15 protein-coding genes are annotated in these 26,951 nt (G+C 45.1%); all 15 read left to right on the top strand.

The features are described from left to right. The first annotated feature begins 725 nt into the window (after positions 1–725). The 15 genes from B0I21_RS16475 to B0I21_RS16405 all read left to right on the top strand — a co-directional run bounded on the left by B0I21_RS16475 (position 726) and on the right by B0I21_RS16405 (position 26,921). Positions 726–1,742, top strand: a complete 1,017-nt coding sequence (locus B0I21_RS16475; protein ID WP_133641574.1) for a LacI family DNA-binding transcriptional regulator — start codon at positions 726–728, stop codon at positions 1,740–1,742. A 257-nt stretch (positions 1,743–1,999) separates the two neighbouring features. After that, positions 2,000–4,957, top strand: a complete 2,958-nt coding sequence (locus B0I21_RS16470) for a SusC/RagA family TonB-linked outer membrane protein (protein WP_133641573.1) — start codon at positions 2,000–2,002, stop codon at positions 4,955–4,957. Between the two features lie 23 nt (positions 4,958–4,980). After that, entirely contained in the window at positions 4,981–6,561 is a 1,581-nt protein-coding gene (locus B0I21_RS16465; protein WP_133641572.1) for a RagB/SusD family nutrient uptake outer membrane protein, read from the top strand. A 35-nt stretch (positions 6,562–6,596) separates the two neighbouring features. Then, complete coding sequence (locus B0I21_RS16460; protein ID WP_133641571.1) at positions 6,597–7,661, top strand: SusE domain-containing protein; 1,065 nt, start codon at positions 6,597–6,599, stop codon at positions 7,659–7,661. A 66-nt stretch (positions 7,662–7,727) separates the two neighbouring features. After that, entirely contained in the window at positions 7,728–9,596 is a 1,869-nt protein-coding gene (locus B0I21_RS16455) for a glycoside hydrolase family 13 protein (protein WP_208292370.1), read from the top strand. 31 nt (positions 9,597–9,627) lie between these two features. Then, complete coding sequence (pgmB, locus tag B0I21_RS16450; protein WP_133641570.1) at positions 9,628–10,281, top strand: beta-phosphoglucomutase; 654 nt, start codon at positions 9,628–9,630, stop codon at positions 10,279–10,281. An 86-nt stretch (positions 10,282–10,367) separates the two neighbouring features. Beyond that, positions 10,368–12,689 (top strand): family 65 glycosyl hydrolase domain-containing protein, encoded by a 2,322-nt coding sequence (locus B0I21_RS16445; protein WP_133641569.1) that lies wholly within the window; start codon positions 10,368–10,370, stop codon positions 12,687–12,689. Between the two features lie 133 nt (positions 12,690–12,822). Beyond that, positions 12,823–14,661 (top strand): alpha-amylase family glycosyl hydrolase, encoded by a 1,839-nt coding sequence (locus B0I21_RS16440; RefSeq protein WP_243836179.1) that lies wholly within the window; start codon positions 12,823–12,825, stop codon positions 14,659–14,661. An 83-nt stretch (positions 14,662–14,744) separates the two neighbouring features. Then, positions 14,745–16,088, top strand: coding sequence for an MFS transporter (locus B0I21_RS16435; protein WP_208292369.1), 1,344 nt, complete (start codon positions 14,745–14,747; stop codon positions 16,086–16,088). 989 nt (positions 16,089–17,077) lie between these two features. Beyond that, positions 17,078–18,052 carry a phosphatidylinositol-specific phospholipase C gene (locus B0I21_RS16430; protein WP_133641568.1) on the top strand — a complete coding sequence of 325 codons (975 nt, stop codon included), beginning with the start codon at positions 17,078–17,080 and terminating at the stop codon, positions 18,050–18,052. A 508-nt stretch (positions 18,053–18,560) separates the two neighbouring features. Beyond that, positions 18,561–19,619 (top strand): efflux RND transporter periplasmic adaptor subunit, encoded by a 1,059-nt coding sequence (locus tag B0I21_RS16425; RefSeq protein WP_133641567.1) that lies wholly within the window; start codon positions 18,561–18,563, stop codon positions 19,617–19,619. A 12-nt stretch (positions 19,620–19,631) separates the two neighbouring features. Beyond that, positions 19,632–22,709, top strand: coding sequence for an efflux RND transporter permease subunit (locus B0I21_RS16420; protein WP_133641566.1), 3,078 nt, complete (start codon positions 19,632–19,634; stop codon positions 22,707–22,709). 4 nt (positions 22,710–22,713) lie between these two features. Next, positions 22,714–24,021 carry a TolC family protein gene (locus B0I21_RS16415; protein WP_208292368.1) on the top strand — a complete coding sequence of 436 codons (1,308 nt, stop codon included), beginning with the start codon at positions 22,714–22,716 and terminating at the stop codon, positions 24,019–24,021. 257 nt (positions 24,022–24,278) lie between these two features. After that, positions 24,279–25,709 (top strand): Gfo/Idh/MocA family protein, encoded by a 1,431-nt coding sequence (locus B0I21_RS16410; RefSeq protein WP_243836177.1) that lies wholly within the window; start codon positions 24,279–24,281, stop codon positions 25,707–25,709. A 129-nt stretch (positions 25,710–25,838) separates the two neighbouring features. Then, the gene (locus B0I21_RS16405; RefSeq protein ID WP_133641564.1) at positions 25,839–26,921 is read left to right on the top strand and encodes a formylglycine-generating enzyme family protein; all 1,083 of its coding nucleotides are present in this window, start codon (positions 25,839–25,841) and stop codon (positions 26,919–26,921) included. Positions 26,922–26,951 lie beyond the last annotated feature (30 nt).

Raw genomic sequence — 26,951 nt, 5'->3', positions numbered from 1 at the left:
GCAGGGCAAATACTTTTGTGGGGCAAAAGTATTCAAAACCCCGTCGCTTGAAACCTTTGCAAGGGATGGCCTGTGCTGGGGCAAATTTCTACATACTGCAAAGCTTTCGATGCGACATTTTGCTTAATAATAGTTAGTGCAATTGAAATTATCTTCGATGAGCTCGCTACGCTCGGTTGAAAAGTAAAAATTCAAAAGTAAAAAAACCTACACGGTACCTTTTCTACTTACTACGTACTATCTACTAACATCTATACTATCTCACTACGCTATACGCATTACTCACTACTCAACACGCAAGATTGCCGCGCCCTCGTACCTCTGGCTCGCAAGGACGTCCACTTTAACACACTTCGTATCTCAAATCGCATTACCCACTACTTACTACCCATCACGCATTACTCACTATCCCAATCTACCTACTAAGTACTACATACTAAAATCTATAATATCTCATTACCCACTACCCACTACTCACTACTCACTACTCACTACACATTACCAACATCCATCCCACAGCCTTTCCGCCGCATGCCGCGGCAGGGCAAATACTTTTGTGGGGCAAAAGTATTCAAAACCCCGTCGCTTGAAACCTTTGCAAGGGATGGCCTGTGCTGGGGCAAAAAGCGCACTATCTCGCCTTTACTACCTACTCTTCAATGATTCATCTGCTAAATTAACAGCAAGTGAATTCTTTTTTAACTATGTTTGCGTAATCAATAGGGATGGCAAATAACATAACCATAGTAGAACTGGCTGCGGCGTTGGGACTCTCCAAGTCCACTGTTTCACGTGCTTTTCGCGACAGCGAGGATATTAATCCTAAAACGCGAGAGAAGATCCTTCAAAAGGCAAGCGAGCTCGGTTTTTCCCCAAATTTGTATGCTAGTAATCTGCGGGGGAATAAAAGCCATACGATTGCGATTATCATCCCCGAATTTGGAAATAAATTTTTCTCACAGGCCATAAAAGGCATTGAGTGGGTTGCTCGTAACAACGGTTACCATGTATTGATTTACGTGACGGATCATAGTGCGGAGAAGGAAGCGGAGATCATTCGGACCTTGATGAATGGGCGTGTTGACGGTGTGATTATGTCTGGATCCGGCGAGGGCAATAACCATGAATACCTAACTCTGTTACAAAATCATAAGGTTCCATTGGTATTTTTTGATCGGTATTACGAGGATGTCGATACAGCCTGCATTACGGGAAACGATTTTGAATCGAGCTACCAAGCTACCAACCATCTGATTACAAATGGAGCACGGCGAATAGCGTATTTGGCCGTTAATAAAGATGTATCAATTGGAAAGATCCGTATGGAGGGATATAAGAAAGCACTTAAAGAAGCCAATATCCCGATCAATGATCAATTTATTCTAGATACCTCCAATGTGGTCGATGTGAACTATGCGGACATCAAGAAGTTGATAGAAGATCATCGTCCTGACGCCATATTTGCATCTGTGGAGCGGCTAGCGATGAGTACAATAAGGGTAGCCAAAGAGCTGCAACTCGATATCCCTCGTGATCTTAAATTGATTTGTTTTTCCTGCCTTGATATTGCCGATATGCTGCAACCTTCGCTTAGCGTTGTCAAGCAGCCAGCCTATGAAATGGGCATCGCCGCAACAAAAAAATTGTTTGATATTTTGTGCGGTCGAAAACCTGAGGGAGTACGTGAAATCGTTTTTCTAAACTCCGAGTTAATATTTCAAAAATCGAGCAGTAAATCCTAAAATATTTTTGAAGTTTCTTTGTGTAATTTGATTTTTATCCTACCTTAGTACCGTTTTGGGAACGTTCCCGGGAACGTTCTCGTTTTGAGGGGCATTGGCTAAGACCCCGATTATAAATAGAAGGGAAAATACGTAATAGCTTAATATGATCTCCGGACTGGTTTCGGTGTATTCCATGGTAAGATGTACAATCTGCCGGGGAAGCTACGACCTATAAACGCAAATACAAAAAAACATATATAAACCAACGTAATATTATGATCAGCAATTTTACATTACGCACAGTGATGAGCATGGGCTTATTAATGGTGCTGTTCATGTCTGCTTATGCACAAAGCAATAGCTTGACGGGACGCGTCTCGACGCGGAACGGCGAAGCAGTACAGGGAGCAACAGTTCGTATTTTAGGTACCACATTCATTATTTCAACCAACGAAGCAGGTGATTACGCCTTCAGAGGGATCGACTTGGGCAACCAAATGGTATCTGTGGAGTTTGTGGGGCTGGAAAACGCCCAACAAGCTATTGTCATCAAAACCGGATCCAACACATTGAACTTTCAGCTCCAGCCATCGTCGAGCGACTTAGAAGAGGTTGTCGTTATCGGCTATGGCACCCAGCGCCGAGATCAATTGACCGGTTCCATTTCGACAATCGGATCAAAGGATTTCCAAAGTGGTGTTATCACTACGCCGGAACAATTGATTCAGGGTAAAGCTGCGGGTGTGCAAATCACGTCTTCGGGGGGGCGTCCAGGAGCTGGTAATACCGTTCGTATTCGTGCCGGGGCATCATTAAATGCTAGTAATGATCCGCTTTATGTGATCGACGGTGTACCATTCAGCCCAACAACTGTTACGGGTTCTGCTAGTCCAATGTCTTTAATCAATCCAAACGATATTGAATCCTTTACGGTCTTAAAAGATGCGAACGCTACAGCTATTTACGGATCTCGCGCATCAAATGGTGTTGTTTTAATTACCACCAAAAAAGGAGCGAGCGGAAAGCCGCGCATTAATTTTAGTACAGTAGCATCATTATCCACCATCGATAAATATTATGAGGTAATGTCAGCCGACAGTCTGCGATCTTACGTCAATGCGAATGGCAATGCGCAACAGATCGCGCGTTTGGGCGATGCAAATACCGATTGGCAAAAGGAGATTTATCGTCCTGCGTTTACGACAGATAATAATGTTAGTATTGCTGGTACTTGGAGAAATCTGCCCTATCGTGCATCCGTTGGTTACCTAAATCAGCAAGGCGTCTTGAAAAGAGATGTAATGGATCGCACCAGCGCCAGTGTCAGCCTGACGCCAAAATTTTTTAATAATACCCTTAAAGTTGATCTTAATTTAAAGGGCTCGTTACAAAATTCCATGTTTGCTAATGAAGGCGCGGTCGGCTCTGCTATCGCTTTTGATCCTACACAACCTGTATATCAGGAAAACGCCTTCGGTAATTATTTCGAATTTATGGAAGGTGATGTTCCTGCTCCACTTGCACCGCGCAATCCGGTGGCACTACTTGAGTTGCGGGACGACAAAGCGAAGGTGGCACGGAGCTTTGGTAATATCCAATTGGATTATTCTTTGCCACATATAGCGGGCTTGCGGGCTAATTTGAATCTGGGTTATGATATATCCCGTGGGCAAGGAGATGTATTTGTCCCCGCATTTGCCGCGCAAGAGTTTAGAACCCAGGGATTGCAAACGCGCTTCATGAACGATTATACAAATCTGGTAAGCGAGTTCTATTTAAACTATAATAAAAACCTCTCTGCCATCAATAGCCATTTGGATGTAACAACAGGTTACGGTTATTACGATTACAAAACGTACACCAATAATTATCCGACACGGAGAGCCGATGGTTCGGTACTGACGCAGCCGGTGTTCGCATTTGATATTCCACAAAACAGACTTGTTTCGTACTTCGGACGGGCTACGTATACGGCTAATGATAAATACATCTTATCCGGAACTATCCGTACGGACGGGTCTTCGCGTTTCAGTCGTGAAAATCGCTGGGGAATATTTCCTTCGGCGGGGGCTACTTGGCGGATTAACCGAGAGTCTTTCTTAGCGGATGTCACAGCTCTTTCTAAATTAAACCTTCGTCTAAGTTACGGGGTCACCGGTCAGCAAGATGGAATAGCTAACTATTCTTACATGGCCAACTATTACCAGAGTGTAAATGAATCTCAATATCAGTTTGGGGATGATTTCTATCGTACATTTTCGCCTATTGCTTACGATGCCGACATTCGCTGGGAGAGCACGGCAACGTACAATGCAGGGATTGACTTTGGTATATGGGGTGATCGTGTCGATGGTAGTCTTGATATATACCGAAAGAAAACGCGCGATTTGTTGAGCAATATTCCCATCTCTATCGGGACGAACTTTAGCAATTTCTTGTTGACGAATGTCGGAAACATGGAAAATACCGGTGTTGAACTCAACGTAAACGTCATTCCCATTCGTAAAGAGGATTTCAGTTGGAATGTAAATTTCAACTTCACATACAATACAAACAAAGTGACCAATTTGACGGCTGTTGACGACGAGAACTATTTCGTGCCTGTTGGCACGATTGCCGGGGGCACGGGCCAGCAAGTGCAGGCACATGTGGTGGGTTATAGTCCTTTCACCTATCGGCTGTACAAGCAAGTGTACGATGATGCAGGTAGACCTTTGGAAGGCGTTTATGCCGACTTAAATGGTGACGGAATTATCAATGATCAGGATCGCCAGTTATTTGGATCGCCACTTCCTCGCTATATATTAGGGTTTTCTACGGGCGTGAACTACAAAAATTGGACGTTTAGCACCGTTCTTCGTGCCAACCTTGGACAGTACGTTTACGATAATATCACCTCCAATCTCGCTATCCGGAACGGCGTCATTAGCCCCGCTGGATTTATCAACAATGCGCCACCTGAAGTGAGCTTCTCGAATTTTACATCCAACCGTGCAATGAGTGATTATTACCTGCATGATGCTTCTTTCCTGCGCATGGATAATTTGTCCGCGGGTTATACCATACAAAATGCATTTCGCACGGGCAAAAACGTACGTATTTCCGCCAACGTGCAGAATGTGTTTGTGCTCAGCAGTTACAAGGGTATTGACCCAGAACTGCAAAACGGTATCGATAACAACCTCTATCCTCGTCCAAGGACATTTGTATTGGGTTTAAACCTTGATTTATAATAGATTTTAAAGAGTAAAATAGTATGAAACGCAAATTTCTAAAATATATATTAGCCGCTGCTATAGCTTTTGGCGCTTCCGCATGCCACGATAGGTTGGATTTAGAACCTGTAAATGATATTACAGCTGGAGTGGTTTATCAATCCGTTGAAGGCTACAAGCAATCCTTAGCAAAAGTGTATGGGAGTATGGCCATGACGGGCGGTGGCGGTACTGGATCAAGCGATATTCAAGGTATTGACGCCGGAGCTTCCGACTTTTTACGCTTGTACTGGAATCTGCAGGAAGTTGCTTCCGACATCGCCATCTGTGCTTGGGTGCAAGATCCGGGTGTATCCGAGATCAATAGTCTAACATGGTCTTCCAATAACGTCATGCTGATGGGGATGTATGCCCGGTCGCTGTATCAAATTACCGTAGCCAATGACTTCCTGCGTGAGAGCACGGACGATAAATTGGCTAGCCGTGGTATTGGAGGGGCAGATGCCGAAACCATTCGTCAATTCAGAACAGAAGCTCGTTTCTTACGGGCCTTTCAATATTGGGTGCTGATGGATTTATTTGGGAATCCACCTTTCGTAACCGAAGACAATACCATTGGTAAAGTTCCCCCCGCTCAGATTACGCGTGCAGAATTATTTAATTATGTAGAATCCGAGTTGTTGGCCATTCAGGATGCCATGATAGCGCCACGTCAAAATGAATATGGTCGTGCTGACCAGGCTGCCGCTTGGATGTTATTGTCGCGATTATATCTGAATGCCGAGGTATATACGGGTACTGCGCGTTATAATGATGCGCTGGCCTATGCATCCCGTGTGATCAATTCGGCGTATACGCTGAAAACGAACTACGCACACTTATTCTTGGCAGATAATAACCTAGGTCAAGATGAGGTGATCTTATCCATCAATTACGACGCTATCCGAACACAAAACTTTGGAGGTACTACGTTCCTGGTCAATTCTTCCAGCGGGTCTGGTATGAACATGGCCAGCTTAGGCATTCCAAATGGGGGATGGGGCGGAAACCGTAGCCGACGTACTTTATCCGCTAAGTTTCCTGATCCGAGTGGACAAACGGATCGTCGTGCGATGTTCTTCGGTGACAACCCCAATATTGCGGATCCAAGTATTTTCCAGCAAGGTTTAGCCGTCACCAAATTCAAAAATATCGACCGTGCAGGCAATGCCGCACCGTCCAATGATGGTACGCAAGTATCGGTCGATTTTCCACTGATGCGTCTTGCGGATGCCTATTTGATCTACGCTGAAGCCGTATTGCGCGGAGGTGGAGGTACTATGGGCGAAGCCGTAAACTATGTAAATACGGTACGTCGTCGTGCCTTTGGCAATACTACTGGCGACGTGAATAGTATCAATCTAGATTTTATTTTAGATGAGCGCGCCCGTGAATTTTATTGGGAGGGATACCGCCGTACTGACCTGATTCGTTTTGGCCGTTATACGGGTAGCAATTATGTTTGGCCTTTTAAAGGTGGCACGGTATCGGGCACTTCTGTTCCTGATTTCAGAACGATTTATCCGTTGCCAGCGTCTGATGTCATTGCCAATCCAAACCTGACGCAAAACCCGGGATATTAAACCAAACTCATTTTGAAATTAAGGAATATACAGACATGAAATTCAATCATATTATCGCCATGGTCATGGCATGCATGAGCACGGTATTGAGCTCCTGTGAGAAGGATAATGAGGCGATCACCGTGACCACGGGCGAGCTTCCTAACTTGACCACGACGGTCGACTCCCTGGTGCTGCTACAGGAAAGTGCAGCGGATACGGCAGTTACATTTAATTGGTCTCCCTTGGAGGTGAATTGGTCGAATGATGGCGTAAGCACACCTATTCTTCGCTACAGCCTTCAGATCAGTAGCAAAGAGCAAAACTTTCAGGGCGGGTCCCTGCTTGTGCTCGACGCAGCAGGGACTTCTGCAAGCGTTACCGTTAATGCGCTTAACACCGCTTTATTAGAAGCTAAAGCTGCTCCTGAAGCACCGATCCTCTTATTGGCTAGATTGGCCATGACGCTGGCACCTAATAAGGTCGTCTACTCCAATGTTGTTGAGCTGCAGGTAACGCCATACGAAGATGTGGTGATGTTGCCTTCTTTATTTATCGCTGGCGCGTTGAACAATTGGTCGCATAGCGCAGACTTTCGCGTGGGATCTATCAACGGAGATAGCCAATATGAAGGATACGCCAATTTTACAGCCGGAAATCTAGCCTTTAAGTTTTCCAGCCAAGCAAATTGGAATGGCACGAATTACGGCGCGGGAGCAGCGGCTGGGAAAATGAGTGCTGCGGGTGATGCTGGAAATCTAGAAGTGGTTGGTGCGGGTTACTATTTGCTAAAAGCCAATACGGAAACGTTAGATTGGTCCGCTACACCCGTGAACTGGGGTATCATTGGAGCTGCGGCCGGAGGTTGGGGCGACAATGATGATGTCGCATTAGTTTACGATGCAGCGACTGGATTATGGACAGCGACATTGAACATGACTGCAGATGAATTCAAGTTTCGCGCCAATAAAGCCTATACGATCAATCTTGGCGCAGGCACACGGAATGGCATATTAAGCAATGGCGGCGGAAATCTGCGCATTGCCGAAAGCGGCCGTTATCTGGTGACGCTCGATCTTCGAAATGCAGGCCATTACACCTATACTATAGAAGCACAATAAACACGATATCGATGTATCTCCCCGGCAAAGGGGGGATACCATTTTTTAGTAGTAAGACAAAGAAGTATGAAGATGCAACCGTTTTTTGCCAGCTTAATCTGGTTATTGATTTTTGGAAATACCACCGCATTCTCGCAGCAAATGAGGAAAAGTGACGAACCCCGAATTGCCCCGTTAAGTTGGTGGGTAGGCATGAATAACCCTGTTGTACAGCTTATGGTCTTCCACAAAGACGTTGGGACCCGCATCCCAAAAATTGATCATAAGGGCGTGGAGCTGGTCAAGGTGCACCGGGTGGAAAATCCAAACTACCTATTTCTTGATCTAAGAATTGATGCTCAAACCAAAGCTGGCGAATTTAACATTGTATTTTCTGAACAAGGAAAGTCAGATATCGTGATGCCCTATACCTTATTGGCACGCGATCCGCAGCAAAAGAAAGCACAGGGCGTCACCAACAAAGATTTTATTTACCTTATTATGCCCGATCGCTTTGCAAACGGCGATCCTTCGAACGATGTGATTGCGGGAGCACGCGAAACCAGCTTACATCGTGACTCCCTTTATTATCGTCATGGTGGCGATATCCAAGGGGTGATTGATCATCTGGATTATTTGAAAGATATGGGCGTTACAGCGGTATGGCTTAACCCCGTGCTCACCAACGATATGGAAAAGGCGTCTTATCACGGTTATGCAGCTACCGAATTTTACCAGGTTGATCCAAGATTGGGCACCAATGCACTATATCGCAAATTGGCGGACGAGCTGCACAAAAGAGATATGAAGCTGATCCAAGATTTGGTACATAACCATGTTGGTTCAGCGCATTGGACAGTCATGGAAAAACCCTATGCCGATTGGCTAAACAACTGGGATGAATACACCAATACAACCTACAAAGATCAAGTATTATTTGATCCCTATGCTTCGCTATCGGATAAGCGGAAGATGACCGATGGTTGGTTTGTACCCTCTATGCCAGACCTCAATCAGCGCACCACATTCATGCAAAACTATATTACGCAAAGCCACATCTGGTGGATCGAGTATGCTGGAGTCGATGGATTTCGCTTGGATACCTATGCTTATAACGATGCAGATTATATGGCCAAATGGGCAAAAGATATTTCAACAGAGTATCCGAGCATGACCTACTTTGGAGAAACTTGGGTCAATGGTATTACAAATCAGGCCGTGTTTACTGAAGGGAGTACCATCAACCAACATTTTGACACCCATTTGCAGGCCGTAACAGATTTTCAGACCTATCACGCTATTAATAAAACCTTCACGGAGCCTTTTGGATGGACACAAGGGGTGAACACGTTATACAGTGCCCTCGCCAGTGATTATGTTTACAAAGATCCGACACGTAATGTGGTTTTCTTAGACAATCACGACGTCAGTCGTTTCCTATCCATCGTAGGGGAAGATATGAATAAATACAAATCGGGCTTGACTTGGTTATTGACGACGCGTGGAATTCCACAGTTGTACTACGGCGCTGAGATCGCAATGAAAAACTTTGCGGATCCAGATGGCAAGGTGCGGGAAGATTTTCCCGGAGGATGGAAAGGCGATTCGCTAAATAAGTTTCGCGAGGAAGGACGAGATAGTACGGAAAATGAAGTGTTCGACCATGTCAAAAAGCTGGCGATATACCGCAAGCATAACGCCGTACTTCAAACCGGAAAGCTAATGCAATTTGTGCCCGAAGACGGGATTTACGTATACTTCCGTTATGATGACCAGAAAACTGTGATGATCGTGATGAACACCACGGAGACAGAAAAATCGATCAAGACCGACCGCTTTGCGGAGCGCATGCAATCGTATACAAAAGGTTGGGATGTGTTGGCCGAGCGCGAACGGGAACTGAAAGATCAAATAACCCTATCTGGATTTACCGCTACTGTGTTAGAACTACGATAGCTAGCGATACCCTATACACACAAAAAAGAAAATGACACAAGAAACAATCGTGCTATTAAATCGGCCAGCCTATATTTTTGATCTGGATGGTGTACTCGTGGACACTGCGGTGTTTCACTACGACGCTTGGAGACGTCTCGCAAATGAGCTGGGTTTTGATTTTACATCGGCACAAAATGAACAGTTAAAAGGAGTAAGCCGGGTGGAGTCGTTAATAAAAATTTTGAATTGGGGCGGGGTCCGAAAGAGTGAAGTAGAGCAGCTAGCGCTTGCGGAGCAAAAAAATGAATGGTATCTCGATATGGTAGCGAAAATGACGCCTTCCGATCTGCTGCCAGGCGTGTTGGAGTTCTTGGAGCAAGCCCATGCCGCTGGAAAAAAAATTGCCTTGGGATCTGCCAGTAAAAATGCACCTCTTATTTTGGAGAAAACGGGCATTTCGCCATTTTTCGAGGCCATCGTGGATGGAAATGAGGTTACCCTATCCAAGCCCGATCCGGAGGTGTTTCTATGCGCAGCCCGCAAACTTGGATGTGCTCCAGAAGAATGTTTGGTGTTTGAAGATGCCGAAGCCGGCGTAGCTGCTGCAATAGCTGGTAAGATGGCCGTAATTGGTGTCGGCGAACAAGGAGCATTGCCCGAAGCACATACACAGGTATCGAATTTGGGCGAGTTGGTGCAATAAAGAAGGCCTGAAAGCGCTAAAACAACCCTATCTGCAAAACAGATAGCGTATTACATAGAATATGTCTACAGAAAGATAACACATACATGAAAGATTATATAATTAAGGATCCCTGGCAGATTATCGAAAACCAGTTCAGGCCCGAGTATAATGAGATCTCCGAAAGTATTTTTTCTATCGGAAATGGTAGGATGGGCCAACGTGCGAACTTCGAGGAAGATTATTCCGGGAAGACAATGCCAGGTAGTTATGTGGCTGGCGTCTATTATCCAGATAAAACCCGAGTGGGCTGGTGGAAAAATGGGTACCCGGAATATTTTGCCAAGGTGATCAATGCAACGAATTGGATTGGCCTCCATATCACGGTAAATGGAACCATCCTAGATCTGGCGAACGTAACAGTTACCCGTTTTGAAAGAAGATTAGATATGAAAGCCGGTGTTTTGCATCGCGAGGTAGCGTTGACCATGCCGGATGGAACACAATTAGCGATCAACGCTCAACGTCTATACAGCGTTGCCGAATCACAGTCTGCGGCGCTCTCCTATCGGATACGCGTGGAGCGGGGAACAGCCAATATTATCTTGGAAAGTGGTTTAGATGGTGATATCAGCAACCGAGATTCTAACTACGATGAGAAGTTTTGGGAAGAAGTAAGTCGTTCTGCGAATGAAGAGCACATCAGCTTGCAGCTGCGCACCAAAAAAACAGGTTTTGATGTGCACAGCCGTGTCACACAGCAGCTATTGAGCGGGGGACAGGCTATCCCGGTGAGGCAGGTTGTTGACCGGGAAAAGTATGTAGCACAACACTATGAATGGGTAATGAAAAGTGGGGAAGAGGCTACGTTACTAAAATACGTTGTCATACTGACCAGTGAAAATCACCCGCGGCCCGCGCTGCCCGATCATGCAGAAGAATTGCTGCATCACATCGCTGCAATCGGCTTCGAAAAGTTGTTTATACAGCAAGAGGAGGGGTGGTCGAAGATATGGAAAGATAGTGATATACAAATCGAGGGCGATGTGGCTGCCCAGCAAGCTATTCGCTTTAACATTTTCCAGCTTTATCAAACCTATACCGGTGAAGACGACCGATTGAACATTGGTCCGAAGGGTTTCACGGGCGAAAAGTACGGCGGTGTCACCTATTGGGATACGGAAGCCTACTGTTTGCCGTTTTACATGGCGACAACCAAACCTGAAATTGCCCGTAATCTACTTATATACCGCCATAAGCATCTGCAAAAAGCGATTGAAAATGCAGAAAAATTGGGCTTTACGGATGGCGCAGCGCTGTACCCGATGGTGACTATCAATGGCGAAGAATGCCATAACGAGTGGGAGATTACGTTTGAGGAAATTCATCGCAACGGAGCCATTGCTTTCGCTATCTATAACTATGTTCGCTACACCGGCGACGAGCGTTATCTTCAGGAATACGGGCTTGAAGTCTTGTTGGCCATATCACGTTTCTGGTCGCAGCGCGTGAACTGGAGCGAAGCCAAACAAAAATACGTTATGCTCGGCGTTACTGGACCAAATGAGTATGAAAACAACGTCAATAACAACTGGTACACCAACCGCATTGCGGCCTGGTGCTTGCACTATACATCCGAGGTTATCGATCAGCTAGCATCAAGCGAGCCGGAAGCCTTGCAGCAAATTTTGCAAAACGCATCATTTGACGCAGTGGAGAAAGATAAATGGCTTCATATTGCGGACAATATGTACTATCCGGAAGATTTGGAGCGCGGTGTTTATCTACAGCAAGATGGCTTTCTCGATAAAGAATTGATTGCCGCAAGCGATTTGCCGGCTTCGGAGCGGCCATTGAATCAAAAATGGAGTTGGGATCGAATTTTACGATCTTGCTTTATCAAGCAGGCTGATGTCTTGCAGGGCCTCTACTTTTTAGAAGATCAATACGACTTGGATACCATTCGTCGGAATTACGACTTCTATGAGCCGATGACGGTGCATGAAAGTTCATTGTCTCCTTGCGTACATGCTATCATGGCTGCTAAATTAAGAAAGGATGATAAGGCATACGAATTTTACCTCCGGACATCCCGATTGGATCTTGACGATTATAACAACGACACCGAAGACGGTCTGCACATCACCTCTATGGCCGGAACGTGGATGACCATTGTTGAAGGATTTGCTGGCATGCGTGTCCGGGATGGGAAAGTGCATTTTCAACCGATTTTGCCGTCGCAGTGGGCAAGCTACAGTTTTCGTGTTACTTTTCGTGGGGCAGATTTGCAAATCAAAGTTAATAAGGTGGGCGTACACATCATGAATGCCGGCGAAAAAGCTGTACAAATTGTTCTAGCGGATAAGGTGTATAGCTTGCCTGCAGCGGATATCTTGGAGGTGTCGCATCCGACATTGGCCCATATGTAGTATCCATTCAGTAGTTATTTTTATGGGATAACTACTGGATTCTTATCACAAGGAAATTGAACTAAACAACGATTGTATCGTACTCATAAAGCATCAGATCGTATACTTAATCTGATCATCTATATAATACAACATGAATTACACAAGATACCCACATGTCTGTATGCTTTTGCTGCTTGCTATACTTATGGGATCATCCTGCGCTTCGCATATGCATAAATTAGAGCTGTTAAACAAAGAACACACCTTAAATGAACCGATAACGGACAATAAATTCGTCATCTATCAGTCACTGGTTAGACACTTTGGAAACAAAAATAAGACAAATGCCTATTATGGTTCCATAGCGGAAAACGGCGTTGGTAAATTTGATGACTATAGTAGTAAAGCACTAGCGGAGTTAAGCGACCTAGGCATTACGCATATGTGGTACACTGGAGTGTTGGAGCACGCAACAATGACCGATTACAGCGCCTACGGTATTGCCGTCGATGATCCCGATGTGGTCAAAGGCCGGGCGGGATCACCTTATGCCATAAAAGATTACTACGATGTGAATCCAGATTTTGCTATTGATGTTCCTAATCGCATGCAAGAATTTGAGTCTCTCCTTGCACGAACGCATCAGGCCGGTATGCAGGTGATCATTGACTTTGTGCCTAACCACGTGTCACGTTCATACGGCTCGGACCAAAAACCAACCGACGTACGCGATTTGGGGGCTGATGATAACACAGACGTAGCATTCGCGAGCACGAATGATTTCTATTACTTACCGCATCAAAAGTTGCAGGTACCGCAAGGCTATAATCCTGGTGGCAATGCATTTCAATCGGCAGGCAAAGATGGTCAATTTGATGAATTCCCGGCAAAGGTCACCGGTAACAATGTATTTTCAGCGAGCCCTTCAAAAGATGATTGGTTCGAAACAATCAAGTTGAATTATGGAGTGGATATATTGCAGCACAATGTGCAGCATTTTAAACCTGTGCCACCACTTTGGTACAAGATGCGCGATATCCTCCTATTCTGGGCGGCAAAAGGCGTAGATGGCTTCCGTTGTGATATGGTCGAGATGGTTCCGGTAGAATTCTGGAGCTGGGTGGTGCAGGAGGTAAAACAGCAGTATCCAGACATCCTGTTTATTGGGGAAGCCTATAATAAAAATGAATACGCCAATTTCTACGATATAGGCAAATTCGATTTTTTATATGATAAAGTTGGATTATACGATACGCTCCGCACGTTGGTTCGCCATGAAGATGAGGGCGGTGTACAGGGTATACAAGATGTTTGGCGACGCGAGGTAACAGGATATTCATCCAAGATGCTTCGCTTTTTAGAGAACCACGATGAGCAACGCTTTGCATCCAGTTATTTTGGAGGCGACGCTTGGCGTGTGGTTCCAGCTATGGTCGTTACGGCAACATTATCGACCGGTCCCGTCATGATTTACAGTGGACAAGAGGTCGGAGAGCCAGGAGCTGGTGCTGCAGGATTTAGCGGCGAGGATGGCCGCACGACGATCTTCGATTATTGGGGTGTACCGCAACACCAGAAATGGATGAATGACGGTGCCTTTGACGGAGGGCAGTTGACCGAAAAAGAAAAAGATTTGCGCCTGTTTTACCGAACGCTATTGCGCTTAGTTCGGCAAGAAGAAGCCATTAAACAAGGCGGCTTCTATGATTTGATGCCTGCGCAATATAATAATGCGAGCATGCCGCGTCGGGTATATGCTTTTCTTCGCTACACCGAGAAAGAGCGATTGCTTATCATTACTAATTTTGAGCATCAAGAGGAGCAATTAACCATTCACTTGCCCGCGGATGTGGTTGATGCTTTCCATTTACGTGGTAAAGACTTGGTATTAACCGATCTATTGACGGGTACAAAGTCGTCAGTCAAACGTGTGGAGTCGCATATTCCGATACAGATCCCGGCGGATCAATCTGTTATTTTGAAATTTTAATTTTGTAAAACAACTCGAGCAGCCCGGACAGTGTAAGACGATAATGACTCCTGCCCATTGCTGATCAATATACACCAACTATCATGCACAATCCAATACGTAAACCATCATTAAGCTTAACGCAGATTTTTAACATGAGCTTTGGCTTTCTGGGCATCCAAATGGGATTTGCCTTGCAAAATGGTAATGCCTCACGTATCCTTCAGACCTTTGGAGCTGACGTCGAGCATTTGTCGTTGTTCTGGTTGGCTGCGCCTTTGACAGGCATGATCGTGCAACCGATTATTGGGCATTACAGTGATCGCACTTGGAATAGTTTGGGGCGAAGAAGACCTTACTTCTTGGGAGGAGCGCTGTTCACTGCAATAGCGCTGATCTTTATGCCAAACTCCGCCGTGCTCGCGGCCATGCTGCCGCCGCTATTGATCGGCGCAGGTATGCTGATGATTATGGATGCATCCATTAATATTACCATGGAGCCCTTTCGGGCGTTAATAGCCGACAACCTGCCTAGTGAACAGCGAAGCTTAGGCTTTTCCATGCAGACGTTTTTGATTGGCCTTGGCGCCGTGTTAGGTTCATGGCTACCTTATATACTTGCGGAATATGGTGGCGTGTCTAAAGTTGCTGATGCTGGCTTGGTGCCTAACAACGTGATTTATTCCTTTTACGTAGGTGCTGCGGTACTTATTTTAAGCATATTATGGACTGTTTTCACGACAAAGGAATATTCACCGGAAGAATTAGAACGTTTCGAGTCCGGCGAAACGGCTGCCGTTGCAGAGCCTTTGAATAAGCGGGGATTTTTCAAAGGCTTGACTGAAGACATTAAGAACATGCCGCTCGCCATGCGCCAGCTGGGTTTGGTGCAGTTTTGCTCATGGTTTGCCTTGTTTCTGATGTGGGTATTTTCGACACCAGCCATTGCAGAGCATATCTACACAGTTCCCGCCGGAGACACCACCTCCGTCGGCTACGCAGATGCGGGTAACTGGGTTGGTGTCTTGTTCGGGATTTATAACGGCGTATCGGCGATTTATGCACTATGTTTACCGCGTATTGCTCGTGCAATAGGTCGAAAGTCAACGCACGCCCTGTCGCTAACCATTGGCGGAATGGCGTTAGGATCTATTTATTTCATGAGTACACCAGAGATGTTGATCCTTTCTATGGTAGGCATTGGAGTTGCTTGGGGAAGTATTTTAGCCATGCCTTACGCGATATTAAGTGATAGCTTACCCGCTCGCAAGATGGGGCTTTACATGGGGCTGTTCAATTTCTTTATCACCTTTCCACAGATCGTCAGTGGATTGACAAGTGGCTATTTAATTAAGTATGTGTTTCAAGGGCAAGCTATTTATGCACTACTTGGGGCAGGTGTCCTTATGATTATCGGGGCTATCAGTGTGCGCAAAATCAAAGTTTGATGTTAAGATTAAAAAGTAAAAAGTCAAAAGGATTGTATAGGGTACCAAACCCTACATACGAAGCACTACAATCTAACTACTAATACTACTAATACTAATATCTAATCTCATTACGCACTACCCACTACTCAATACGCCATACGCACTATCTAACCCACAAGATTGCCGCGCCGATTGAAAAGTAAAAAGTTAAAAGTAAAAATTAAAAAACATGTACTCAATAGCCTATTCTGTATGATAAGCACTACATAATAAGTACTTCACCATATCTCAATTCTCACTACGACCTAAACACTACCCTACGTTCTAAACACGAAGGATTGCCGCGCCCTCGTCCCTCAGGCTCACAAAGACGTTTGCTTTCATCACATTACGCGCTACGCAATACCCAATCTACCTACTACGTACTATCTACTAAAATCTATAATATCTCACTACGCCATACGCACTATCTAACCCACAAGATTGCCGCGCCCTCGTTACTCTGGCTCGCAAGGACGCCCACTTTAACACACTTTATATCGCATTACACTCTACCCAATACCCAATCTACCTACTACGTACTATATACTAAGATCTAATCCCACTCCCAACTACTACATTATGTAGATTTTACTCTACAAATTTTCAAATATCATAAAACTATAATCCTTTTTTATAATGCACTAAAATTTGAAAAAAAAATTTCAGATGGTCAATCCCGACTTTTATTTGGCAATATTTTTGGTGATGTCTGCTGTTTTTTTTCAACACAACCTTATTTAATCCTCGTTATTACACCTCCAGGACGGATCAATCAGGCTGGTTTTAAATGATGTAAATACCATGTTTTGAGTATTTTAGCCTTGTCTTATTGACGCCTTGTTCGGAGCTCTATACCTTTCATATTAAACGCGCAAGTGAACTTGCAAACGTAGTGAAGGGATAAACCATAGCGACGAATGAGCTCTATAAACTAACACTATGAAAAACACTTAATGCTATACATCATGAAACATTTCTTATCCTACTTACTACTGTTATCGGTGGTTTTCACTTCTTGTGATTCTTCTCAACTTGGCGACCTTCAGCCTTCGCGGCCGCTAGAACCCGTCCGCCAAGACTTGCCAGGTGGCGCAAACTGGATGAGTGCCATACCGGGCGATCGATCACTTGTAACATTGAGCATTCCGGGCACACATGGTTCTGGTGGTCTTATCGAACCTTTCCCGGGAACCGCAAAAACGCAAAATCTGACCATCGCCCAGCAACTGAATGCTGGCGTGCGTTTTTTGGATGTGCGGTGTCGCTTTATCAATAACAACTTTGTCATCCATCACGACCGTGTTTATCAGAATCTCAATTTCGATCAGGTATTGCAATCTTGTGAAGATTTTTTAGAGGCTAATCCCTCAGAAACGATCATCATGAGTGTAAAAGAAGAGTATACCCCCAGCGGCAATACGATGAGTTTCGAGCAACGGTTTATGAATTATGCCAATTCCTACGCGGGTTTATTTCGATTAGATGCGGATGTCCCTTCTTTGCAGGCGGCAAGGGGTAAGATTGTGTTAGTGAGAAGGTTTGGAGCAGGCCAAACGTTAGGAATTCAAGCGTCTAACGGTTGGTCAGACAACGCCGCTTTCACCATCCAAAATCCCGAATCTACGTTGCAGGTACAAGATATCTATAGGGTTACCAATAATACAGACAAGTGGAACGCCATAACGTCATTGTTCAATACAAGTAACAATGCCGGCGCAGCAAATAAAACATTCTTCCTGAATTTTACTAGCGGATTTCAAAACCCGTTTCCAAGTATTCCCGGCATCCCTGATATTCCAAATATTCCACTCGTGTCAAACGAAATCAACCCCCGACTTGCAGATTTCTTCAAGCAAAACCCAAAAGGGTATTTCGGCGTGGTCATTACGGATTTAATTTATCCAGATTTGGCGAAGAGTATCTATTACACCAATTTTTAGGTAGCACGAAAGCGTTGATATGATATTTGGCGGATAACAATCTTTTATACCGACTGTATTGGCGCTTCTTATCCTCATTCTATCAAACAGCTTTTTTTATGCTGTTTGCATCCCAAGCATACGCTTAACCGTATGCTTGGGATTTATATTTGCTATGTATCCTTTCATGAACAAGGACAACGATATTATCGCAGAATAAGGCTGTGTTCTAGGAAGAAGCGACCAGTTGCCTCTCGTAAAATCAACGTGTCCTGATATCTTTGGTTAGCGAAATCATCCAATACCATTTTATAGTAAAGAGCGGCCAAAAAGCAGATCTTACGGGCGGTTATCCTGTGCTTATGGTCTATTAACTGCTAGGCTAAAACTAAGCTGCTCGCGCGGTGCAGATCCCCTCTGTGTGGTAGGTGGAAGTATTTTTATGTTAAGATTTTTACAAGTCGGTCTGGCCAAATAGCGGTATCTTGTGCCACAAATTCAATCGCTTTATTGTCCACATAAGACAGCCATGAGTAAGAAAGTTTCTATATTTTTGATTGCCGTTCTTGTTATAATAGGAAGTTTGGTGGCGTATCGTATAATGGTCAACAATAAGAAGGCTAACAGTAGTGGTGGCGGTAGTCGGTCATCCGAGTCTAAGGTTTACGGCTTTGTTGTACAAGGTAAACCTTTTTCTGATTTTCTGTCATTGACTGGAGCTATAGAGCCTAATGAAATTGTTAGCCTGCGTTCCGAAATTTCGGGTATCGTGGAAGAATTAAACTTTTCCGAGGGCGGAAAGGTAGGGGAAGGTCAGGTATTGATCCGGATTAACGATGGTGAACTTCGTGCACAGCTTGCGCAAGCGAAAACCCAGAATATGCTTTCCGCCGAAAATGAAAGACGTGCCAAACTACTTTTGGAAAAGGAGGCAATCAGTCAGGAAGAATATGATATTGCTAGTGCAGAGTTCAGAACAGCACAATCGCAGATACAGCTTATCGAGGCACAGTTGAGACGAACGTTGATCAGAGCACCATTTTCTGGAACGGTAGGGCTGCGCAATATTTCCAAAGGCAGTTACATTACCCCTACAACCGATATTGCTCAACTAGCGAATTTAAGCAAGGTGAAATTGCAGTTTTCTATCCCTGAAAAATACGCTAGTAAAGTAAAAATAGGGAGTCACGTCAGATTTACTGTACAGGAAATAGCAAAAGAATTTTCGGCTCGCGTATATGCCATAGAGCCAATCGTGGAAGCCACTACCCGCACGTTACGGGTGCGCGCGATGGCGGAAAATGGCGATAGCCAATTGATTCCGGGTACCTTTGCAAATGTAGTTTTCCCTTTAGAAACCATAGAGACGGGGTTGCTTGTGCCTACGGAGGCCCTAATTCCTATTCAAAATGGTAAGAAATTATTTGTGCTAAAGTCTGGTAAAGCGTCTGAGGTGTTGGTAGAGACAGGCGGTAGGACCGACGCTGAGATTCTAATTTTGAAAGGCATCAGGGCAGGCGATACTGTGCTAACATCAGGAGTTATGTCATTACGGGACGGCAGTCCGGTTACGGTAACACTTCGCTAAAAAGCAACCATTATGAGTCTATCGACATTAAGCATAAAGCGGCCGGTTTTAGCCATAGTCATGAATCTGATGTTGATTCTCTTTGGCATTATTGGTTATACATTTCTGGGCATTCGGGAATATCCATCGATAGACCCTGCGCAGATATCTGTACGTACGAATTATTCTGGCGCGAATGCCGACATTATTGAATCGCAGATTACAGAGCCGTTAGAAAAATCGATCAATTCCATAGATGGTATTCGAAATATTTCATCGTCCAGTAATCAGGGTAGCAGCAATATTACCATCGAATTCAATTTAGGTAAGAATCTCGAAGAAGCTGCTAATGACGTTCGGGATAAGGTATCGCAGGCACTACGCAATTTGCCACAGGATATTGATGCGGCGCCCGTTGTGTCAAAAGCCGACGCCGATTCAGAGCCTATTATTACGATGACGGTACAGAGCACGACAAAAAACGTGCTCGAGCTTTCTGATTATGCCGAAAACGTCATCGCGCAGCGCTTGCAAACCATCCCCGGTGTAAGTTCTGTACAAATTTGGGGGCAGCGGAAGTATGCCATGCGGTTATGGATTGATCCTAACCGCTTAGCGGCTTATGGGTTGACGGTGCTGGATGTGCGCGCAGCGTTAAATAGTCAAAACGTAGAGCTACCATCAGGAAAACTGACCGGCGCCAATACCGAATTGGCGGTTAAAACGATGGGCAATCTTGCCAGTGAAGCCGAGTTCAACAATATCATCATTAAATCGGATGAAAACCGAAATATTCGTTTAGGCGACGTCGGCACCGCGGCCTTAGAGGCGGAGAATTTCGAGACTAAGATGTCCGATTCCGGCTATCCAATGGTCAGCTTAGCTATTATTCCACAGCCGGGCACGAACTATCTGGATATTGCTGATCAATTCTATCTGGAGTATGATAAGCTACAAGACGATTTGCCACCGGGTTTCGATTTGAACATTGCCCTGGACAATACGCAATTTGTGAAAAAGGCTGTCCTTGAGGTGTTGGAGACGTTAGCAATTGCTATCGTCCTGGTGGTCCTGATCATCTACTTGTTTTTTAGAAACTGGGCTATTGCCTTCCGCCCATTGATCGATATTCCCGTGTCGTTGATTGCCACATTTTTCATTATGTATCTCTGTGGCTTTTCGGTTAATGTGCTGACGCTGTTAGCGATTGTGCTGGCTACAGGTTTAGTGGTGGATGACGGTATAGTCGTTACGGAGAACATTTTTAAGAAAGTGGAAGAAGGCATGTCGCCCATTGAAGCCGCAATAAAAGGCTCTAACGAAATTTTCTTTGCCGTCATATCCATCTCCATTACGTTGGCCGCCGTTTTTCTACCGGTTATTTTCTTGGAAGGTTTTGTAGGGCGGTTATTTCGCGAGTTTGGCGTCGTTATTGGCGCTGCGGTGCTTATTTCTGCTTTCGTGTCCTTATCCCTTACGCCTATGCTCAATGCCTATCTCATGAAGGGTGGCGAACAGCAACGATCTAAATTTTACGACAAGACGGAGCGTTACTTCGTCATGATGAATAAAGAGTATGAACAGTCTCTACGTGGATTCCTTCGCTTTAAGTGGTTGAGTTTTGCGGTGATTGCAGGCTGTTTTGTATTAATATATTTCTTCTATTCCGTTCTTCCCAAGGAAACTGCTCCTTATGACGATCGTAGTTATATAAGCTTGCGCGTCACCGCACCTGAAGGTGCTTCGTATGAGTACATGGATCGATTCATGACGGATCTTACGTTGTTGATCAACGACTCGATTCCCGAAAAGACAGTTAGCTTGGTCATCACATCCCCCGGCTTTGGGTCATCATCGGTAAATAGCGGTATTGTACGATTGGGGCTTGTTCAGCCCAATGAGCGGGAGCGCTCGCAGGAAGATATCAGTAACCATTTATCAAGCCTTACCAAACCATACTCTGAAGCTCGGGTGGCGGTGTCTCAGCAGCCCACAATTTCCGTGAATAGGCGTGGTGGCCTGCCGATACAGTATATTATTCAGGCTCCCAATTTTCAGGAACTTGAAGAAAAGATTCCTGTTTTTATGGATGAGCTGAGTAAGAACAATACGTTTTCTATGGTTGACGTGAATCTCAAGTTCAATAAGCCGGAGATTTTTGTCACGATCGATCGAGTCAAAGCACAATCCCTAGGCGTTTCGGTTCTGGATGTGGCGCAAACCTTACAGATGTCGCTATCGGGGCAACGTTTTGGGTATTTCATGATGAATGGTAAGCAGTATCAGGTGATGGGGCAGTTTGATAGGAAAGATCGGGCTACGCCGATGGATCTGGCCTCTATTTTTGTGAAAAGCCAGAGCGGGCAGCTCATTCAGCTCGATAATATCGTGACGATGGAGGAACGGAGTAGCCCACCACAACTTTACCATAATAATCGGTATATGTCTGCCACGGTATCTGCGGGCTTAGCACCGGGAAAGAGCATGGGTGATGGCATTGAAGCCATGGACGCGACCAAAGAAAAAGTGTTGGATGCAAGTTTTACAACAGATTTAGGCGGTGAAGCGCGCGACTTTGTGGAGAGTGGTTCAAATACGATGTTTGCTTTTGGCTTAGCGGTACTTCTCATCTTTTTAATTCTTGCAGCACAGTTTGAGAGCTTTATCGATCCGATCATCATCCTGTTGACGGTACCAATGGCCGTTGGCGGCGCCCTGTTTTCGTTATGGCTCTTCGGCCAAACTTGGAATATTTTTAGTCAGATAGGCACGATTATGCTTATCGGGTTGGTAACAAAAAATGGGATTCTCATTGTGGAATTTGCCAACCAACTTCGGGATCAAGGATTGGATAAATACCAAGCAGTCGTTACGGCTTCGGAAGCGCGCTTGCGCCCTATCCTGATGACCTCATTGGCCATTGCCTTGGGGGCACTGCCCATTGCGCTGTCGCTTGGCGCGGCATCCACTAGTCGTATAGGTATGGGGGTTGTTATCGTCGGCGGAACCATGTTTTCGCTTATCTTAACATTGTATGTTATTCCAGCCTTCTATTTGATGATGTCAAAAGCGAGAAAAAAGCGACCAGAATTTGATGAGATTGAAGCATAATGTCATGAGTAGAGTATTATTTTTATTTTTTTTGTCTTTTGGCGTGTGGGGAACAACGGCTTGGGGTCAGGATATACTGCGCGTACGGGAAGCCGTGGATATTGCTCTTGAGAACAATTATGATATCCGTTTATCGAAAAACACCCAACGTATTGCCAAGGAAAACAACACATACGGTACTGCCGGCTTACTGCCAACGGTAACGGGTAACTTAACCCAGAGCAACAGCATCCAAAATTCCAATCAAGTTCAAAATAATGGTATAGAGCGCTCGTTGGACAATGCGCGAAATAACAACCTGACCTATGGGGTCAATATTGGTTGGACAATTTTTGACGGGCTAGGCATGTTTGCTAGGCTGGACAGGTTGCAAGAGCTAGAGAAGCAAGGTGAATTGGAAATGAAGCGGGCGGTGCTAACGACTGTTGGCGACGTGATCACCTTGTATTACACCATTGTGGAGCAACAGAATATGTTGTCGGCACTCGATTCCAACATCCATATTTCAAACGAACGTCTTCGAACAGCACAAAATAGATTCTCCATAGGCAAGGCCGCTAAACTTGAAGTACTGAACGTACAGGTGAATTTAAATGAAGATGTATCCATGCGCTTACGCCAAGCCGAAACGGTTAAAAACTTAAAAACATCACTGAATGGACTACTTGCGCGCGAGTTGGATATCGATTTTGCCGTAGACACCCTGGTATCCATTGATGGCGCACTGGTATATGCTGACTTATTGGATCAGGCTGACCGGTTCAACCCAGATTTACAGCTTATCATCCTGAACAAACGATTGGCGGAGCTCGATTTAAAAAATATTAAAGCGGCCCGATATCCTGTGATTCGGCTGAATACCGGCTACAATTTCTCGCAGTCGGAATCCAGCTTGGGATTCGTTGCGCAATCCAATTCTCGGGGATTCAATTATGGCGTAACGGCTGCTGTAAATATATTCGACGGATTTAATCAACGGCGTAATGAACGCATCGCCAAAATAGAGATTGAGAACGCTGGGCTACGTATAGAGCAACAGCGCCTTTTGGTGCAGACTAACCTTCGAACCGCCTACGAAACCTACCTTACCAATTTGGAGTTGGTAAAGCTGGAGAAAAAAAACGAAGATATCGCTCGGCAAAATCTTAACATCACGTTGGCCAAGTATACCATCGGTTCAATAAGTGCGGTGGAATTTCGTGACGCCCAGGAAAATTTTATCGCTGCGCTCTCGCGTTTCAACACAGCGCAGTTGCAGGCAAAGCTATCCGAAATACAGTTGAAGGAATTGATTGGTCAAATCGATATCTAAGCGCTATGGATCCAAGCTCGTTTATTGAAAAATGAACGTTCGGCTAACCCTAAAAAATTAAGCAAACGTTTGCTTTACAATTTCATTTTTATTTCACTTTTAATAAAACTATACTTGCATAGCAAAGGCTAACAAATGGCTTTTAAAATACCATTTATATCCCTTTTCATCTACACGTGAATAGGTAATATTGAACTGTTTAGTTTGTTTTAAAATAGGTGATTTAAGGGGGGCGCTTATTGCCCCCTTTAATGTACATGAAATTATCAAATATGAACTCCAATAGAAGAGATTTTTTAAAGAAGGCTTCCTTATTATCCGGTGTTGCCGTTTCACTGCCTGCGCTTCACCAAGATGCGTTCGGGGCGTCGGCCAGTTTTAATATGAGCGGCTATGCGGCACCAAAAATAGACAAGGTAAAGGTTGCCGTTATCGGACTTGGGATGCGTGGTCCAGGCGCTGTTGATCGCCTATCGTATATCGAGGGGGCAGAGATTGTAGCCCTGTGCGATAAGCACGCAGATCGCGTCGCGAAAGCTCAAAAATTATTGACTAGCAAAGGCCTCAAAGAAGCCAAATCCTACTCGGGCGAGGATGGCTGGCAGCAGATGTTGAAGGAGACCGAGCTGGATCTTGTATATATTTGTACCCCTTGGCCTTACCACGCACCGATGAGCATTGCCGCCATGAAAGCAGGGGCACATGCTGCCTGTGAAGTGCCTATCGGACTTACGGTCAAAGAGTGTTGGGACGTGGTTAAGACATCGGAAGAAACGAAGAAGCATTGCATGATGCTGGAAAATTGCTGCTATGACTTCTTTGAAATGCTTACGCTGAACATGGTTCGACAAGGGCTTTTTGGTGAATTGATCCACGCTGAAGGCGCCTATATCCACGATCTTTTGGAGCTGAATTTTAATAAAAATGGGTACGACAACATGTGGCGTCTGCGGGAAAACATCAAGATGAACGGCAATCTGTATCCTACACATGGCCTAGGGCCGATTGCACAATGTATGAATATTAACAGGGGCGATCGCATGACACATTTAGTAGCTATGCAATCCAATGACTTTATGATGGCTGAAAAGGCCCGGGAATTGGCCACTTCAGACTCCTTTTTTCAGGAATTTGTAGGCAAGAAATACCGCGGGAATATGGATACCACATTGATTAAAACGGAAAAGGGTAAGACCATGATGCTTCAGCACGATGTGACATCACCAAGACCCTATTCCCGCCTTCATGCATTAAGCGGAACCAAAGCCTTTGCGCAAAAATATCCGGAAGAACGCATTGCCTTCGGGCACAGTTTTGTAAAAGATGAGGAATTGAAAGGATTGTACGATAAGTATACGCCTCAGCTTATCTCTTATATCGGTGAACAAGCTAAACAAGTTGGTGGACATGGTGGGATGGATTTTATGATGGATTGGCGCTTGATTGATTGTCTGCGCAATGGTCTGCCGCTAGACCAGGATGTCTATGACGGAGCTTCTTGGAGTGTGATTGTGCCCTTGAGCTGTGAATCTGTAGCCCGTAATAGCAAAACGGTGGCTATTCCCGACTTTACCAAAGGGGCTTGGAAAACAAATCAGCCTCACGATTTGACGCTTAACGGCGGCGGAAATACGGGCATACGACCAAAAGTTACGAAATCCCAAGAAAATCAATTGAACGTAAAGTAAGAATTCTTTAAACATATAGCTTACTGGTTTTCCCAGGTTGAGTGCCCTCCCGAATACGCTGTATTCTCGGAGGGCATTTCTCTTCATAAGCTTTTTTATTTCTGTATAAATAGTGGTATATTGGAAGTTATGAATAGCATGACCTTCGTCTCACTCTTTCTGCTACTGGTGTGTTTAGGCTGTACATCCAGTTCGCAACAGCGGCATACGAGCGATCCTTCGGATGCAGTCGCCGTTTGTCACGTTGGCGTTATCCCTTCTCGCTTCGCGCGGGTTCAACAGGATTCACTTGTCCGAAAGAGAGGTGCCGATGATGCGAATATGGTATTGATTGAAGCCGGCACTTTTCAAATGGGGTCGGTCTCCTTTCCAGATGCGCAACCTATTCACGAGGTGTCTCTTCGCTCTTTTTACATGGATGAGCACGAGGTTACGAATGCCCAATATGCCCAATTTGTCAAGGAGACGGGCTATGTCACGGTTGCTGAGCAACCGCTAGATCCGAAAGAATTTCCGGGCGTAGATCCTGCGGTATTGGTTCCTGGATCCGCGGTGTTCACACCTAACAATGATATTTCAGGTCTGGACCAGCCTTTGCAATGGTGGACCTATGTACCTGGCGCAAACTGGATGCATCCCGAAGGACCCGATAGCTCGATAAAGGGAAAGGAGAGTCATCCGGTGACGCATTTGGCCTATCAAGATGCGGCTGCTTATGCAAAGTGGGCAGGTAAAAGATTGCCCACCGAAGCCGAGTGGGAATATGCAGCGAAAGCGGGAAAGCATACAACAGAACCCTATTACTGGGGAAATGACAAGAAAGAGGATGGCAAATGGTTAGCCAATATTTTCCAAGGAAAATTTCCGGCAAGCAATACCCTGGAAGATGGTTTTGAGACGACGGCACCTGTGGGCTCGTTTCCGCCAAATGCCTGGGGTCTGTATGATATGGAAGGAAATGTCTGGGAGTGGTGTTCGGATTTTTACCGTGCCGATGCTTACAGCCTAAACGATAGCAAAGCCAACCCAACAGGGCCTAAAGATTCGTATGATCCGCAGGAGCCGGGTTTAGTAAAGCGTGTGCAGCGTGGTGGTTCCTTCTTATGTAATGATGCATATTGCGAACGTTATAAAGCGGGAAGCCGAGGCAAAGGCGAGGTTAATAGTCCGACAAACAACGTAGGCTTTCGATGCGTAAAGGATATCGACTAATAAGGGATATGCTACAGTGTGCCGAAGAAG

It is taken from the genome of Sphingobacterium paludis (genome assembly GCF_004364125.1).
GTDB classification, from domain to species: domain Bacteria; phylum Bacteroidota; class Bacteroidia; order Sphingobacteriales; family Sphingobacteriaceae; genus Sphingobacterium; species Sphingobacterium paludis.
This window is presented reverse-complemented; position numbering and strand designations above follow the sequence as displayed.